Here is a 13,534-nt window from a genome sequence, read left to right on the forward strand (position 1 = left end):
TGCGGAGCCGTCCCGCCCAGGCGCACGGCTATAGCGCCAAGCTGCAGGACCGAAAGGTTATTCCTCGGGCCGATAGCCCAGGCGCAACCCACCCCAGTGGCGCCCGCCGACCATGATCGGCACCGACAGATCATGCATCAGCTCACCGGTATCACGACTGTAGGTCTGCAGCAGCACGCGGCGCTGGTGGCTACCGCAGCGTCCACCGGTGCGATCGTTGAACAGGCGCTTGCTGCGACTCTTGACCCGGTCGATCTCAGGATTGCCCACCGGCGGCTGGCTGAACGCCCGATTATGGGTCGGCACATAACCTTCCGGGGTCGTGGCGATGGCGTAGACGAGTGACTGATGCTGCCCTAGCAACGGCTCCTGAATGGCCGGCAAGACCTCATCGGCGTAACGATCGAAGCGCGTCTGGTACTTCACCGGATCGGTATTGGGCAACGCCCGGTAGTTGCGATCGAAGAGGTCGTCGAGGCTGATCCGCCCGGCCTGGACGTCGGCCTCGAAGCGCGCCGCGATGGCTGCTGCGCCTTCGCGGGCCAGGTCGTAGATCGCCTGGTGGTAATCGTCCAGCTGTACCTCGGCCAACTGCTCGCTGGCGCTTTCGGCCTGGGCGACCAACCGTTCGGCAGCCTGCTCGAGCTGGCGGGTCTGCTTCTCGCTGTCCAGCGCATCGGCGCGCAGCTGGTCTAGGGCGACGAACTGCCCAGTAAGCCGCTGATGGTTGTCGGCGGTACCGGTGGTGATCTGCTCCACCTGGCTTTCGACGCTACCGGCCAGTTCGGCGATGCCGCTGAGCTGTTCGCCGGTAGCGGCGATCTGTTCGGCCGCAACGTCCAGCTCGCTGCCCTGCCGCTGGATGTAACTGACCACCGCTTCGCTCTGCTCACGGATGTCGGTCACCATGCGTCCGACTTCCTCGGTGGCGCTGGATGTGCGCGCCGCCAGGCTGCGAACCTCGTCGGCTACCACGGCGAAGCCACGACCTGCCTCGCCGGCGCGGGCGGCCTCGATGGCGGCATTGAGCGCAAGCAGATTGGTCTGACTGGCAATGGACTGAATCACATCGGTGATCCGACGGATCTCTTCGGTGCGCGCGGACAGGCCATCGATCAGCTCACGGCTGGCATGGGTCTGCGCGCTGAGCTGCTGCATGCGCTCGATGGCGCGCTGCAGCTCGGCCTGACCAGCATCGCTGCGCTGACGCACCGACTGTGCGGCGTCCAGCGTGTGTCGGGCGCGCTCGGCGCTGTCCTGCTCGGTGGCCGCAATCGCCTCGGCACCGTTGGCGATTTCGCTCACTGCCTTGAGCTGCGACTGCAGGCGGCTGGCGAGCTGCTCGGCGCTGAAGGCGACCTGAGCGGCGGAAAGCGCGTTGTGGCAGGTGTTGCGCGACAGGTTCTTGCTCAACTTGGTGAAGCTCTGGGAAGCATCCCCCTCGGCCGGCGTGCCATCCTGCGCAGCCCGCCCGAGCAGGAACCACGGCAGGAGCGCCGCGAGCAAGAGCAGGACCGCCATGACCAGCACGGGCGGCGCCAGCCAGTGATGCGCGAACAGCAGTCCGATGATCAGCGCGGCGTGCAACACGATGGCCTGGGGATGGCGTTTGGCAGGGCTCATAGCGGCCTCTTGTTCTTGTCGGGGCGATCCGACGTTGTACCCATACGCTCCGCTAAAGAACAGTAGTGTCTTAGTAGCAACGTGCCGTTATCGGAGGCTCACCTCCGATTTAACGGCCGCTTCGCGCCAAACTGAAGGCACCACGCCTGCCACCGGTCAGCATCGCCGGTCTCGGATCACCCCGACCGATCGGCCGCCGCGAGAGGCAGCGCCAGCTGCACGCGTCGGCGCAACCAAGGGCTCGGCCGGTAGCGCGCCTCGCCGCCATAGCAGAGCTGCATCGCCTCGAGAATGGCGAGGATGCGCGCCGCACCGTAGTGCTCGGCAAACCCCAGCGGCCCTTTTGGGTAGCCAAGCGCGAGAGTGATTGCCCGGTCCAGCGAATGCGGATCGGCGATGCCCTTCTGGGCGATCTCACAGCCCAGGTTGACGATGCTGGCCACGACGCGCTGGCTGACGAACCCCGGCGAATCGTTGATCACCTCCACCGGCACGCCGTCGCCGCCCAGCGCCTGCCGCGCCTGGGCTTCCAGTGCGGGGTCGAGCGCGGGCGTACGCATTAGCACGCGTCGCCGTTCGCGATCGCAGAACAGGTCGTAGGCGATGCAACGCTCCGCCGGCAAATCCAGACGCGCGATCATCGCGCTGGCGTCCTCACCCAACGGCGTGATCAGGCAGATCGCCTGTTCCGACGGCGTCTCGCCCGACTCCAACTGTGCACCCGCCAGGCCCAGCAAGGCCGCCAGCCAGCCGCGCAGCTCGGCGTCCTGGCTGTCCAGCCAGAACGGGCGGTCGACCGGGGCTGGCTCGACGGCCGGCTCCGGCGTCCGCATCTGCTGACCATTGTCGTAGCGGTAATAGCCCTGACCGGTCTTGCGCCCGAGCAGGCCGGCGGCGACCCGCTGCGCTGCCTGGTAGGACGGCGTATAGCGCGGGTCCTGATAGAACTGCTGGTACACCGACTCCATCACGGCGTGAGAGATGTCCAGGCCGGTGAGATCGAACAGCTCGAACGGCCCCATGCGAAAGCCCGGCCCGTCGCGCAGGATGCGGTCGATCTGCTCGGCATCAGCGATACCCTCGGCGAGGATGCGCTGCGCCTCGGTGCTGTAGGCGCGACCAGCATGGTTGACCAGAAAGCCGGGCGTATCCGGCGTGATCGCGGGGAAATGCCCAGCCTCTTCGGCCAGCTTTACCAGCCGCTCGATTACCTGCGGATCGCTGCGCTCGCCGCGCACCACTTCCACCAGCTTCATCAGCGGTACCGGGTTGAAGAAGTGAAAACCGGCCACCCGCTCCGGGTGCTGGCAGGCCGCCGCGATGCGCGTGACCGAAAGCGACGAGGTGTTGGTCGCCAGCACCGCATCTTCGGCGAGCAGCGACTCTAGCTCGACGAACAGCGCCTGCTTGGCCTCGAGGTTCTCGACGATGGCCTCGATCAGCAGGTCGCAACCGGCCAGCTCCTGCAGCGTCGAAGCCGGCTGCATGCGCGCCAGGGTGGCATCGAGTTCTTCGGTGCTCAGGCGGCCCTTGGCCAGACTGCGCTCCAGCAGCTCGCGATTGAAACGCAGCGCCTCGGCGACCGATTCGCCGCGCGCATCGTAGAGCCATACCTGCTTGCCCGCGCTGGCAAACAGCTGAGCGATGCCCCGCCCCATGGCGCCGGCACCGATGATTCCGATACGTTCGAACATCCCAAGCCCCTCCTCACACGCCGCACATTCCGCAATGCGGAATAACATTCCGCCAGATTGACCAGCAGGCTAAAGACTGCCACTCTGCGGCGCAACCTCCTACCGATACGCCCTTATGTCCGAGCATTCACGCCAGCAGGTCGAAGCCTCCATAACCGGCTTCTTTCAGGATCTCGGCTGCCGCCTGACCGAGTACGGCCCCGAGCGGGCGGTGATCGAACTGCTGCTGCAGCCTCGCCACCTGAACAACGCCAGCAACCTGCACGGCGGCGTCAGCGCAACCTTGCTCGACGTGGCGATGGGCCTGTGCGGCACCTGGACCGAGCAGGCGGACCAGCGCCGCGTGGCGACCACCCTGTCGATGAACGTCAACTTCAGCGCACCGGCGCCAGCCGGCAGCCGCATCCGCGCGGTGGCACGCTGCCGGTCCTCCGGGCACAAGGTATTCATGGCCAGCTGCGACCTGCTGGACGAGGAAGATCGCTTGCTGGCCTTCGGTGAAGGCGTCTTCCAGCGCGGCAAGCTGCGCAGCGAGCTGCCCTGACCGATGCTGGCCCTGCTGCCACTGGCGCTCGCCTGCGAACTGTTCGCGCTGGTCTCTCGCCTGCAATGGCCGAGCGTGATCAGCGGCGCCCTGCTGATGCTGTTCTTCGTCTGGCATTGGCGCTCGCTGATGCCCTACCCGCGCCGGTTGGGGCTGGTCACGCTCGCTCTGCTCGCCTACTGGTTGCTGCTCGACACGCCCAGCTGGGAGCAGGCGCAGCGGATGCTGGCCGCCGCCGCCTATTACGGCGCATTCATCGGCGCGCTGGGGCTCGCGCACTGCGCGGTCAAGCGTCTGCCGCAACTGGGCGAACTGCACCGCTTGGTGCTGCGCCAACCGCGCCGGCGCCTCTATCCGAGCTATCTGCTGAGCACCTTCGCCATCAGCTCGGTGCTGAGCTTCGGCATGCTCAACCTGGTCTGCGGCTCGCTGGAACGTCATCTGGACGGCCGCGGCTACAGTCCGGCACAGCGGCGCGAGGGCGCCCGCGGGGTGATGGTCACGGCACTGCGTGGCTTCGCCCTGGTGCCCTTGCTGGCACCCACCAGCGTTGCCGTGGCGATCCTCACCCGCGAGCTGCCAGGGCTAAGCTGGAGCGCACTGCTGCCGTTCGGGCTGCTCTGTGCGGCAATCCTGCTGGTGGTCGGCTGGACGATGGACAATCACCGGTTGCAGCAACTGCAAGCGGACGGCGAACTGCCGCCCGCTCCGGCCGGAGAGCTGCGCGGGCTGCTGTACGGCAGCCTCTTGGGCATCGCGCTGATCGCTCTACTGGCCAGCCTGACCTGGCTGTCGGCGACCCAGGCAGCCATGCTGCTGGTGCCGCTCGCCGTGGTCGGCCTGTTGTTCCGTCAGGGCGGCTCACCAAGCGACATCTATGGCGAGGTACGCGACACCCTCGCCGGAATGCGTAACGAGACCTTCATCTTCGCCTGCTCTGCCTTGCTGGGCGGGCTGACCGCCATCCTGATTCCGGTCGAACGGCTGGCAGGTCATTTCAGCAGTACGCCGCTGGCGCTGTTCGGCCTCGGCGCCATCGGCATGCTCGCCATCATCGCGCTGGCGCTGCTGGGTGTCGCGCCGATCATCTCGCTGAGCCTTTGCGCCGCCCTGCTGGCCCAGCTGGCGGGCCACGGCGTCGCGGTGATGCACCCGGCGGTGGCGCTGCTGGTGGGCTTTTCCCTGGCGATGCTGCTGTCGCCCTATGGGCCTTCGGCGCTGATGCTGGCGCGCCACGCGGGGATTTCCCCGTGGCGCATCGCCTTCGGCTGGAACGGCCGCTTCGTCCTGCTGGTGCTCGGCCCGCTGCTGCTGGTGCCGCTGCTGGCGTAGCGACGCTCACATCCAGCCATATTCGGCCATCGACAGCGGCTCGCCGTCGCCGACGATGAAATGATCGAGCACCCGCACGTCGATCAGCGCCAGGGCGTCTTTCAGCCGCTGGGTCAGCTGACGGTCGGCCTGGCTCGGCTCGGCCACGCCCGACGGGTGATTGTGGGTGAGGATCACCGCCGCCGCGTTCTGAGCCAGGGCGCGCTTGACCACCTGCCGCGGGTAGACGCTGGCACCGTCGATGGTGCCGTGGAACAGCACCTCGAACGCCAGTACCCGATGCTTGGAGTCGAGAAACAGACAGCCGAACAGCTCATGCGGCTCGTGACGCAGGCGCGCCTTGAGGTAATCGCGTACCGCCTGCGGCGACTCCAGTGCCGAGTCGCGGCGCAACCGTTCGGCCAGGTGCCGGCGCCCCATCTCCAGCACGGCCTGCAACTGGGCGAACTTGGCCGGCCCCAGACCCAGGTGCGCACTGAACGGCTCGAGATCAGCCTCCAGCAATGCACGCAGGCTGCCGAACTCGGCGAGCAAGTGGCGCGCCAGATCCACCGCGCTCTTGCCGGCGACGCCGGTGCGCAGGAATATCGCCAGCAATTCGGCATCGGAAAGCGCCGCCGCGCCCTGTTCGAGAAGCTTCTCCCGCGGCCGCTCCGCCGCCGGCCAGTCACGTATGCTCATGTCATCTCCCTGTCGAGCAGGCCCACTTTTCCGTTGTGGGCGCTGTGCTATCTTAGCCCGTCATTTTTCCGGGGTACCGGGCGACTTCTGACCTGGTTCTCACTCCGGACATCCCTACCAGATAACAAGGCAGGCCTATGCAGCGGCTGTATCGTAAACGCATCGTCCTGGGCGTCGGCGGCGGCATCGCCGCCTACAAGAGCGCCGAACTGGTCCGCCGCCTGCGCGACCATGGCGCCGAAGTCCGGGTGGTGATGACCCAGGGCGGGCGCGAGTTCATCACCCCCCTCACCCTGCAGGCGCTTTCCGGTCATCCGGTCCACCTGGACCTGCTCGACCCGGCGGCCGAAGCCGCCATGGGCCATATCGAACTGGCCCGCTGGGCCGACCTGGTACTGATCGCGCCGGCCACTGCTGACCTCATGGCCCGCCTTGCTCAGGGCGTCGCCGATGACCTGCTGACCACCCTGGTGCTGGCCACCAACGCGCCGGTCGCCTTGGCACCGGCCATGAACCAGGCCATGTGGGCCGACCCGGCTACCCAGGCCAATCGCGAGCTGCTGCTGGCTCGCGGCATTCGTCTGTTCGGACCCGGCTCCGGCAGCCAGGCCTGCGGCGACATCGGCATGGGCCGGATGCTCGAAGCCGAGGAGCTGGCCCGTGCCGCCGCCGACTGCTTCGAGACCGGCCTGCTGACCGGCAAGCATCTGCTCATCACCGCCGGTCCCACCCAGGAAAACATCGACCCGGTGCGCTACATCACCAACCACAGCTCCGGGAAGATGGGCTTCGCCCTCGCCGAGGCCGCCGCCGAAGCCGGCGCGCGGGTCACTCTGGTCACCGGCCCGGTGTTCCTGCCCACGCCCGATCGCGTGCAGCGCATCGACGTGGTCAGCGCCCGCGACATGCTCGCGGCCTGCGAAGCGGCGATGCCCTGCGACATCCTCATCGCCGCAGCCGCGGTAGCCGACTACCGCCCGGAGGTGGTGGCGCCGCATAAATTGAAGAAAGACCCCAGCACCGGCGACGGTCTGCTGCTGCAGATGGTGCGTAATCCGGACATCCTCGCCACCCTTGCCGGCCGCGCGGATCGCCCGTTCTGCGTCGGCTTCGCCGCGGAAACCGAGAACCTGCTGGAATACGCCGCTCGCAAGCTACGCGACAAGAACCTCGACCTGATCGTCGCCAACGACGTGGCCAACCCCAGCATCGGCTTCAACAGCGAAGACAACGCGGTCAGCGTGATCGACCGCCAACAGCACGAAACCCGTTTCGGCCAGGCCAGCAAGGGGCATATCGCCCGTGCGCTGGTGGCCTTCATCGCCGAGCGCTACAAAGAGTCCTGACATGCACGCACTCCAAGCCAAGATCCTCGACCCGCGCTTTGGCCGGGACTTCCCACTGCCCGAATACGCCACGCCCGGCTCGGCCGGTCTCGACCTGCGCGCCATGCTGCAGCAGGACACCGTTCTGGAACCCGGCCAGACCCTGCTGATTCCCACCGGTCTGGCCATCCACATCGCCGACCCGACCCTGGCCGCGCTGATCCTGCCGCGCTCGGGCCTCGGGCACAAACACGGCATCGTGCTCGGCAACCTGGTCGGGCTGATCGACTCGGACTACCAGGGTGAGCTGATGGTGTCCTGCTGGAACCGCGGCCAGAGCGCCTTCAGCATCGCCGTCGGTGAGCGCATCGCGCAGCTGATGCTGGTGCCAGTGGTACAGGCACGCTTCGAGCTGGTCGACAATTTCGACAGCAGTGATCGCGGCGCCGGCGGATTCGGCCATTCCGGCAGCCACTGAGCCACTGCACACCGCTTACCTTTCAGGATGATTCGAGGAGCTCCATGGCACTCTTCAAGCGCACCGCCAAGGATTCAGGCGTTCTGAACCCGCCCGAGACCCGCAGCAAGCGCGGCGGTTTCACCCTCAAGCCATTGCTTGGTGGCCTCGCAGCCAGCCTGATCGGACTCGGCGCGGCCGCCGCGCTGATCTGGTTCGGCCTGCAGGCCGCCCAGCAGCAGCAACAGACCCAGCTCGCCGATGCCTGGAGCCAGAGCCAGGCCAGCGCATTGCAGCAGGCGCTGCGCCAGCTGCGTGCCGATACCCAGAAAACGGTGGAGCAGCAACGCCTGGTAGACGTCGTCCGTGCTGACACCGAGCTCAGACGCGAAGCCGAACGGCGCCTACTGGAGTTGCCCGGCGTGGTCGACTCGCACCTCAATCCACGCGGCAGGGTAGTGCCGGACACCAGCCGCCCAGGTCCGCTGAACTTCGCTGCGCTCGATTTGCTGCAGCGGGTCGAAGCAGGCCAGTCGGCCGCTCCTGAAGCCTACAAGGTCGGCAACCGCTGGCTGCTCTACAGTGCGATTGCGCTGCGCGCCGAGGGCGAGCAGGCGATCCGCGGCACGCTGCTGCTGGTCAGCGATCTCCAGCACCTGCTGTCGACACTCCCGGCGCTGCCCGACGAAGCCGGCCAGCTGCGGCTGACCCAGCAGTTCTCCGGCGCACCCGAACAGGTGCTGCTGCAGCGCGGCACCGCGGCGGACAATGCTTCGGCACTGACCCTCGCCAGTGGCAACGCCAATTGGAAGCTGACCTACCTGCCCGGCACTATCGATCAGCCGACCCTCCTGCCGCTGCTCCTGCTCGCGGCGGCCCTGGCGGCGCTGGCCGGCATGCTGATCGGCCTGCAACTGGTACTCGGCAGCCAGCAGCGCAAGCTGCGCCAGGACGTGCTGCAGATCAGCCGGCTGCTACAGGAACTCTCCACCGGCAAGACCATCCAATTACCGGCCTTGAGCCTGCCGGTACTCGACGCACTGGCAAGGAACATGGTCCGACTGCCCATCCGCCCCGCCGGATCGGCCCCGACTCAGGCACCTGCCGCGGCCCCCGCCGTTCGGCCCGCCAAACCTACCGAGTACGTCGCTCCGCCCTTGCCGGAGACCGATATTCTCGACATCGATATTCTCGACGAGGACCAGGACATCTTCGGCCTCGACACGAAGGAGCGAGAAACCGCAATGAGCAGCGCCAAAGCCCCGAACTTGCCCGCCAGTATCTTCCGCGCCTACGACATCCGTGGCGTTGTCGGCGACAGCCTGACCACCGAAACCGCCTACTGGATCGGCCGCGCCATCGGGTCCGAGAGCCTCGCCAAGGGTGAGCCCAATGTTTCGGTCGGCCGCGACGGTCGCCTGTCCGGCCCGGAGCTGGTCCAGCACTTGATCCAGGGCCTGCTCGACAGCGGCTGCGACGTCAGCGACATCGGCATGGTGCCGACCCCGGTGCTCTACTACGCGGCCAACATTCTCGCCGGCAAATCTGGGGTGATGCTCACCGGCAGTCACAACCCGCCGGACTACAACGGCTTCAAGATCGTCATCGCCGGCGACACCCTGGCCAACGAACAGATTCAGGTACTGCGCAAACGGATCGAGAGCAACGATCTGTCCAGCGGTGTCGGCAAGGTCGAACAGGTCGATGTGCTGGAGCGCTATTTCCAGCAGATCCGCGGCGACATCGCCATGGCCCGGCCGATGAAGGTGGTGATCGACTGCGGCAACGGTGTGGCCGGCGTCATCGCACCCAAGCTGATCGAGGCGCTGGGTTGCAAGGTGATCCCGCTGTACTGCGAGGTCGACGGCAGCTTCCCCAATCACCACCCCGATCCGGGCAAGCCGGAAAACCTGGTCGACCTGATCGCCAGGGTGAAATCCGAGAAGGCCGACCTGGGCCTGGCGTTCGACGGCGACGGCGACCGCGTCGGCGTGGTGACCAATGCCGGCACCATGATCTATCCGGACCGCCTGCTGATGCTGTTCGCCAAGGACGTGGTTTCGCGCAATCCCGGCGCCGACATCATCTTCGACGTCAAATGCACCCGCCGCCTGACCCCGCTGATCAGCGGCTATGGCGGCCGCCCGGTGATGTGGAAGACCGGCCATTCGCTGATCAAGAAGAAGATGAAGGAATCCGGCGCGCTGCTGGCCGGCGAGATGAGCGGCCACATCTTCTTCAAGGAACGCTGGTTCGGCTTCGACGACGGCATCTACAGTGCTGCACGCCTGCTGGAAATCCTCAGTCAGGACAAGCGTGACGCCGAACAGGTGTTCGCCGCCTTCCCCTGCGATATCTCGACGCCGGAGATCAACATCACGGTGACAGAGGAAAGCAAATTCACCATCATGGACGCCCTGCAACGCGACGCCAAATGGGGCGAAGCCAACCTGATCACCCTCGACGGTGTGCGGGTCGACTATCCCAAGGGCTGGGGCCTGATCCGCGCCTCCAACACCACTCCGGTGCTGGTACTGCGCTTCGAGGCCGACAGCGAGGAAGAACTCGGCCGCATCCAGGACGTCTTCCGCGGCCAGCTGCTCAGCGTTGCACCCGACCTCAAACTGCCGTTCTGATTTTGCGGAGTCCTGCATGACCCTCAGCCGTGAAGCTGCCACCCAATTCGCCAAGGTCCTGTCCGAAGCGCTGCCCTACATCCGCCGATTCGTCGGCAAGACGCTGGTCATCAAGTACGGCGGCAACGCGATGGAGAGCGAGGAGCTGAAGACCGGCTTCGCCCGCGACATCGTGCTGATGAAGGCGGTAGGCATCAACCCGGTGGTGGTACACGGCGGTGGTCCGCAGATCGGCGACCTGCTCAAGCGCCTGAATATCGAAAGCCACTTCATCGGCGGCATGCGGGTCACCGACAGCCAGACCATGGATGTGGTGGAGATGGTCCTCGGCGGCCAAGTCAACAAGAGCATCGTCAGCCTGATCAACCAGCATGGCGGCAGCGCCATCGGCCTGACCGGCAAGGATGCCGGCCTGATCCGCGCCAAAAAGCTCAAGGCGACCCGCCAGACGCCGGAGATGACCAAACCGGAAATCATCGACATCGGCCATGTCGGCGAGGTCACCGGGGTCAATGCCGAACTGCTGGAAATGCTGGTGCAGGGCAACTTCATTCCGGTCATCGCGCCGATCGGCGTAGGCGAGAACGGTGAGTCCTACAACATCAACGCTGACCTGGTCGCGGGCAAGGTAGCCGAGGCGCTGAAAGCCGAGAAACTGATGCTGCTGACTAACATTGCCGGCCTTATGGACAAACAGGGCAGCGTGCTGACCGGCCTGTCTACTGCCCAGGTTGATGCGCTGATCGCCGACGGCACTATCTACGGCGGCATGCTGCCGAAGATCCGTTGCGCGCTGGAAGCGGTGCAGGGCGGCGTCAACAGCGCTCACATCATCGATGGCCGCGTGCCCAACGCGGTGTTGCTGGAGATCTTCACCGACGTCGGCGTCGGCACACTGATCACCAACAGCCAGAGTTGAAGCTGACGCAAAAGAAAAAGGGAGCCTAGGCTCCCTTTTTTCATGCCATGCCGTCACCGATCAGAGATCGATACGGAACGACTCGAGCATAGCCGGAATGCCCGGAAACATGCCGATGCCCAGCATCACCGCGCACAGCACGATGAACACGATCGTCGGAATCACCCAGCGGTGCAGATGGCTCAGTGACTGACCGCGCTCCTTGTCACCGATCAGCCCGAGATTATCCAGCAGCACCGTCAGCGACCAGCCGAACACCGGATTGACCAGGGCCGAGGAGAAGATGACGATGGCCGCCGACTGCGAGGTCTTGCCCTCGCGGGTCATCTGCATGCCCGCCTCCAATAGTGGCAGGAACACCCCGACCATCAGCGCCACACTGAGCACCGGCGGCCAGATGGCCAGATCCATCGGATAGCCCCACAGCGCCGCGATGACGCAGAGCAGGCCGGTGAGCAGCGCACCTGCGGGGATCGGACGCTTGGCGATGGCCGCCGGGACCATGAAAGTGCCCCACGATGAAGCCAGGTTGCCGCCACCCAGGGAGGTGCCGACGATCTGCCGCGCCGCTGCGACGCACATGGTGTCGTCGATGTTCATCAGCACTTTCTTCGCCTTGGGCGGATAGTTGAGCTGTTGGAACACGCGATGCCCGAGGAAGTCCGGGGACCACATGGCCACCGCCAGCACGGCAAAGGGCGCGACGGCGATGAAATGGTGCAGATCCGGTAGACCGATCTGCCAGCCGGTAGTCTCCCCCCACCAGTACATCGGGTTCAGGTTGGGCACACCCGGCTCAGTGGTGAATTCGAACGGCGCGCCCAATGCCAAGGCGATCACCGCGGCCAACGCCGAACCCAGCGGAATCGCCAGCCAGCGCATGCGGATGTGTTCGAGATAGGCGTACATGACGATGGTGGCGAACACCACGACGAAGGCGATGTAGCCCATATCGAAGCTGTCAGCCCAGCCGAACAGCTTCTTGATCTGCGAGGTGATGCCGATGAAGCCCAGGTAGAGCAGCAGACCACCGCAGACACCGTCACTGGTCAGACGCGCCAGCAGGCTGCCACCCTTGAACACACCGAGGGTAAAACCGAGCACACCGACCATGATCCCCAGCGCCATCGGATGCCCGCCCGACGCAACGATCAGCGGGATCAGCGGAATCAGCGGCCCGTGAGTGCCAGCCAGGTTGGCGGTTGGGTTGAGGAACCCCGAGAACAGCACCACGAACAGCAACGCGGCAATCAGCATCTCGTAACGCGCGTTCTCGATCACGAACTCGCTGGACAGCCCCATCGGCCCGGCAAAAGCCGCAACGACCGCCGCCACCATGACGATCTTGCCGATGGTGGCCGCCATGGCCGGCACCCAATCCTCGTACTCGAAGCGGTAATCGCGAAACGGCAGGTTTATGCCCCAACGTTTCGGCGCCATGATCTCCAGTTCGTGCTCCAGATATTCAGCGCGAGTCGCGAAATTTCCCTTCGGTTTGTGAAGCTCCTGATAACTGCGTAGGTTCCTATCATTCATGCGAGTCAGCCATACCGAAAATTTTGCGCAACGGTACAGATTGACCTCGAACAACTCACCACGACCTTGAAACTATTGAGTTAGAGCGGTCTTTTATGATAATAAGCATGCTATGCATCGGCACGCGAAAGTGGCTAATAGCCATTGGCGCAGGCAGATCGCTTTCAGCTAGAACTTTCGGGATGGCGCGCGAGTCGACGCGCTTACGGGTTCTGACCAAGCAGCTCGGCGATGCGCTGCCGATCCTGAGCGAAGTTGACCTCCGCCTCGGCACGCGTTTTCTCGAAACGCGCAAGATCACGCAGCAGGCTCTGCTCTTCCTTCTCGAGGTTTTCGATCTGTGCCAGCAGGTTCTCCGGGACCTTGCGCCCCGCCCGCTCGTGGTTCGCCGCCTGCTTGCGCAGACTCGCGTGCTGACTGCGGATCGACTGCAGATTGCCCTGAGACAAGCCGATTACACTGTCGAGCTCAGCCAGTTTGCGCGCCTCGGCTCGCTCCACATCCTCCACGCTCGCATAGAGCCGCAGCAGCTGCGCGTCGGACGCATCGCGCGCCTTCTTTGCCTGCAGCCGGGCGAACTCTTCCGCGCTCGGGGCTGGAGGCACTTCGCGAACTACGCGCCCCTGCTCATTGAGCACCTGATAACCACGCGAGATATGCTGCGGCGGCACGCCATGGCGATCGAGCACGACCACACCCCGCTCATCGACGTAACGATATAGCTCGGCAGCCGGAAGCAATGCGGGAGACATGAACCCCAACAGAAGCATCGTTCGAGCGGCTACCA

At 65.3% G+C, this 13,534-nt stretch carries 11 protein-coding genes; 6 read left to right on the forward strand and 5 right to left on the reverse strand.

What is annotated here, in order from left to right; all coding sequences use genetic code 11:
- Nucleotides 1-57 precede the first annotated feature (57 nt).
- Together NAO55_RS00820 and NAO55_RS00825 are read right to left on the reverse strand one after the other, a co-directional pair.
- On the reverse strand, nucleotides 58-1,623 hold the full coding sequence (locus NAO55_RS00820) for a methyl-accepting chemotaxis protein (RefSeq protein WP_102839532.1): 1,566 nt from the start codon (nucleotides 1,621-1,623) through the stop codon (nucleotides 58-60).
- Between the two features lie 176 nt (nucleotides 1,624-1,799).
- Entirely contained in the window at nucleotides 1,800-3,317 is a 1,518-nt protein-coding gene (locus tag NAO55_RS00825) for a 3-hydroxyacyl-CoA dehydrogenase (RefSeq protein WP_102839531.1), read from the reverse strand.
- Nucleotides 3,318-3,432: 115 nt separating this feature from the next.
- Here NAO55_RS00825 and NAO55_RS00830 point away from each other — a divergent pair, with 115 nt between their 5' ends.
- Nucleotides 3,433-3,861 (forward strand): PaaI family thioesterase, encoded by a 429-nt coding sequence (locus tag NAO55_RS00830; protein WP_102839530.1) that lies wholly within the window; start codon nucleotides 3,433-3,435, stop codon nucleotides 3,859-3,861.
- Nucleotides 3,862-3,864: 3 nt separating this feature from the next.
- A complete protein-coding gene (locus NAO55_RS00835) occupies nucleotides 3,865-5,193 on the forward strand; it encodes a hypothetical protein (protein ID WP_102839529.1) in 1,329 nt (442 codons plus the stop codon).
- 6 nt (nucleotides 5,194-5,199) lie between these two features.
- Here NAO55_RS00835 and radC read toward each other — a convergent pair whose 3' ends face one another.
- Nucleotides 5,200-5,874, reverse strand: a complete 675-nt coding sequence (gene radC / locus NAO55_RS00840) for a RadC family protein (RefSeq protein WP_020306762.1) — start codon at nucleotides 5,872-5,874, stop codon at nucleotides 5,200-5,202.
- A 137-nt stretch (nucleotides 5,875-6,011) separates the two neighbouring features.
- On the opposite strand from radC, the gene coaBC reads away from it, so the two are divergent.
- From coaBC to argB, 4 genes are read left to right on the forward strand one after another with little or no spacing between them, the layout of a single operon-like run.
- Entirely contained in the window at nucleotides 6,012-7,220 is a 1,209-nt protein-coding gene (coaBC, locus tag NAO55_RS00845) for a bifunctional phosphopantothenoylcysteine decarboxylase/phosphopantothenate--cysteine ligase CoaBC (protein ID WP_020306763.1), read from the forward strand.
- 1 nt (nucleotide 7,221) lies between these two features.
- Nucleotides 7,222-7,677: a dUTP diphosphatase gene (gene dut / locus NAO55_RS00850; RefSeq protein WP_102839528.1), complete on the forward strand. Its 456-nt coding sequence runs from the start codon at nucleotides 7,222-7,224 to the stop codon at nucleotides 7,675-7,677.
- A gap of 44 nt (nucleotides 7,678-7,721) precedes the next feature.
- Nucleotides 7,722-10,292: a phosphomannomutase/phosphoglucomutase gene (locus NAO55_RS20940; protein WP_102839527.1), complete on the forward strand. Its 2,571-nt coding sequence runs from the start codon at nucleotides 7,722-7,724 to the stop codon at nucleotides 10,290-10,292.
- 16 nt (nucleotides 10,293-10,308) lie between these two features.
- Complete coding sequence (gene argB / locus NAO55_RS00860; protein WP_102839526.1) at nucleotides 10,309-11,211, forward strand: acetylglutamate kinase; 903 nt, start codon at nucleotides 10,309-10,311, stop codon at nucleotides 11,209-11,211.
- Between the two features lie 60 nt (nucleotides 11,212-11,271).
- Here the strand turns inward: argB and NAO55_RS00865 are convergent, their stop codons facing one another.
- Nucleotides 11,272-12,747, reverse strand: coding sequence for a DUF3360 family protein (locus tag NAO55_RS00865; RefSeq protein WP_102839525.1), 1,476 nt, complete (start codon nucleotides 12,745-12,747; stop codon nucleotides 11,272-11,274).
- A 203-nt stretch (nucleotides 12,748-12,950) separates the two neighbouring features.
- Nucleotides 12,951-13,517, reverse strand: coding sequence for a DUF4124 domain-containing protein (locus tag NAO55_RS00870; protein WP_102839524.1), 567 nt, complete (start codon nucleotides 13,515-13,517; stop codon nucleotides 12,951-12,953).
- Nucleotides 13,518-13,534: the final 17 nt, after the last annotated feature.

Origin of the sequence: Stutzerimonas frequens, from assembly GCF_024448335.1 — a bacterium.
GTDB classification, from domain to species: domain Bacteria; phylum Pseudomonadota; class Gammaproteobacteria; order Pseudomonadales; family Pseudomonadaceae; genus Stutzerimonas; species Stutzerimonas frequens.

Excerpts from the sequence above, each read along its gene's own strand:
- NAO55_RS00820 (WP_102839532.1), bottom strand. The coding sequence starts at position 1,623 with ATGAGCCCTGCCAAACGCCATCCCCAGGCCATCGTGTTGCACGCCGCG.
- NAO55_RS00825 (WP_102839531.1), bottom strand. The coding sequence starts at position 3,317 with ATGTTCGAACGTATCGGAATCATCGGTGCCGGCGCCATGGGGCGGGGC.
- NAO55_RS00830 (WP_102839530.1), top strand. The coding sequence starts at position 3,433 with ATGTCCGAGCATTCACGCCAGCAGGTCGAAGCCTCCATAACCGGCTTC.
- NAO55_RS00835 (WP_102839529.1), top strand. The coding sequence starts at position 3,865 with ATGCTGGCCCTGCTGCCACTGGCGCTCGCCTGCGAACTGTTCGCGCTG.
- radC (WP_020306762.1), bottom strand. The coding sequence starts at position 5,874 with ATGAGCATACGTGACTGGCCGGCGGCGGAGCGGCCGCGGGAGAAGCTT.
- coaBC (WP_020306763.1), top strand. The coding sequence starts at position 6,012 with ATGCAGCGGCTGTATCGTAAACGCATCGTCCTGGGCGTCGGCGGCGGC.
- dut (WP_102839528.1), top strand. The coding sequence starts at position 7,222 with ATGCACGCACTCCAAGCCAAGATCCTCGACCCGCGCTTTGGCCGGGAC.
- NAO55_RS20940 (WP_102839527.1), top strand. The coding sequence starts at position 7,722 with ATGGCACTCTTCAAGCGCACCGCCAAGGATTCAGGCGTTCTGAACCCG.
- argB (WP_102839526.1), top strand. The coding sequence starts at position 10,309 with ATGACCCTCAGCCGTGAAGCTGCCACCCAATTCGCCAAGGTCCTGTCC.
- NAO55_RS00865 (WP_102839525.1), bottom strand. The coding sequence starts at position 12,747 with ATGAATGATAGGAACCTACGCAGTTATCAGGAGCTTCACAAACCGAAG.
- NAO55_RS00870 (WP_102839524.1), bottom strand. The coding sequence starts at position 13,517 with ATGCTTCTGTTGGGGTTCATGTCTCCCGCATTGCTTCCGGCTGCCGAG.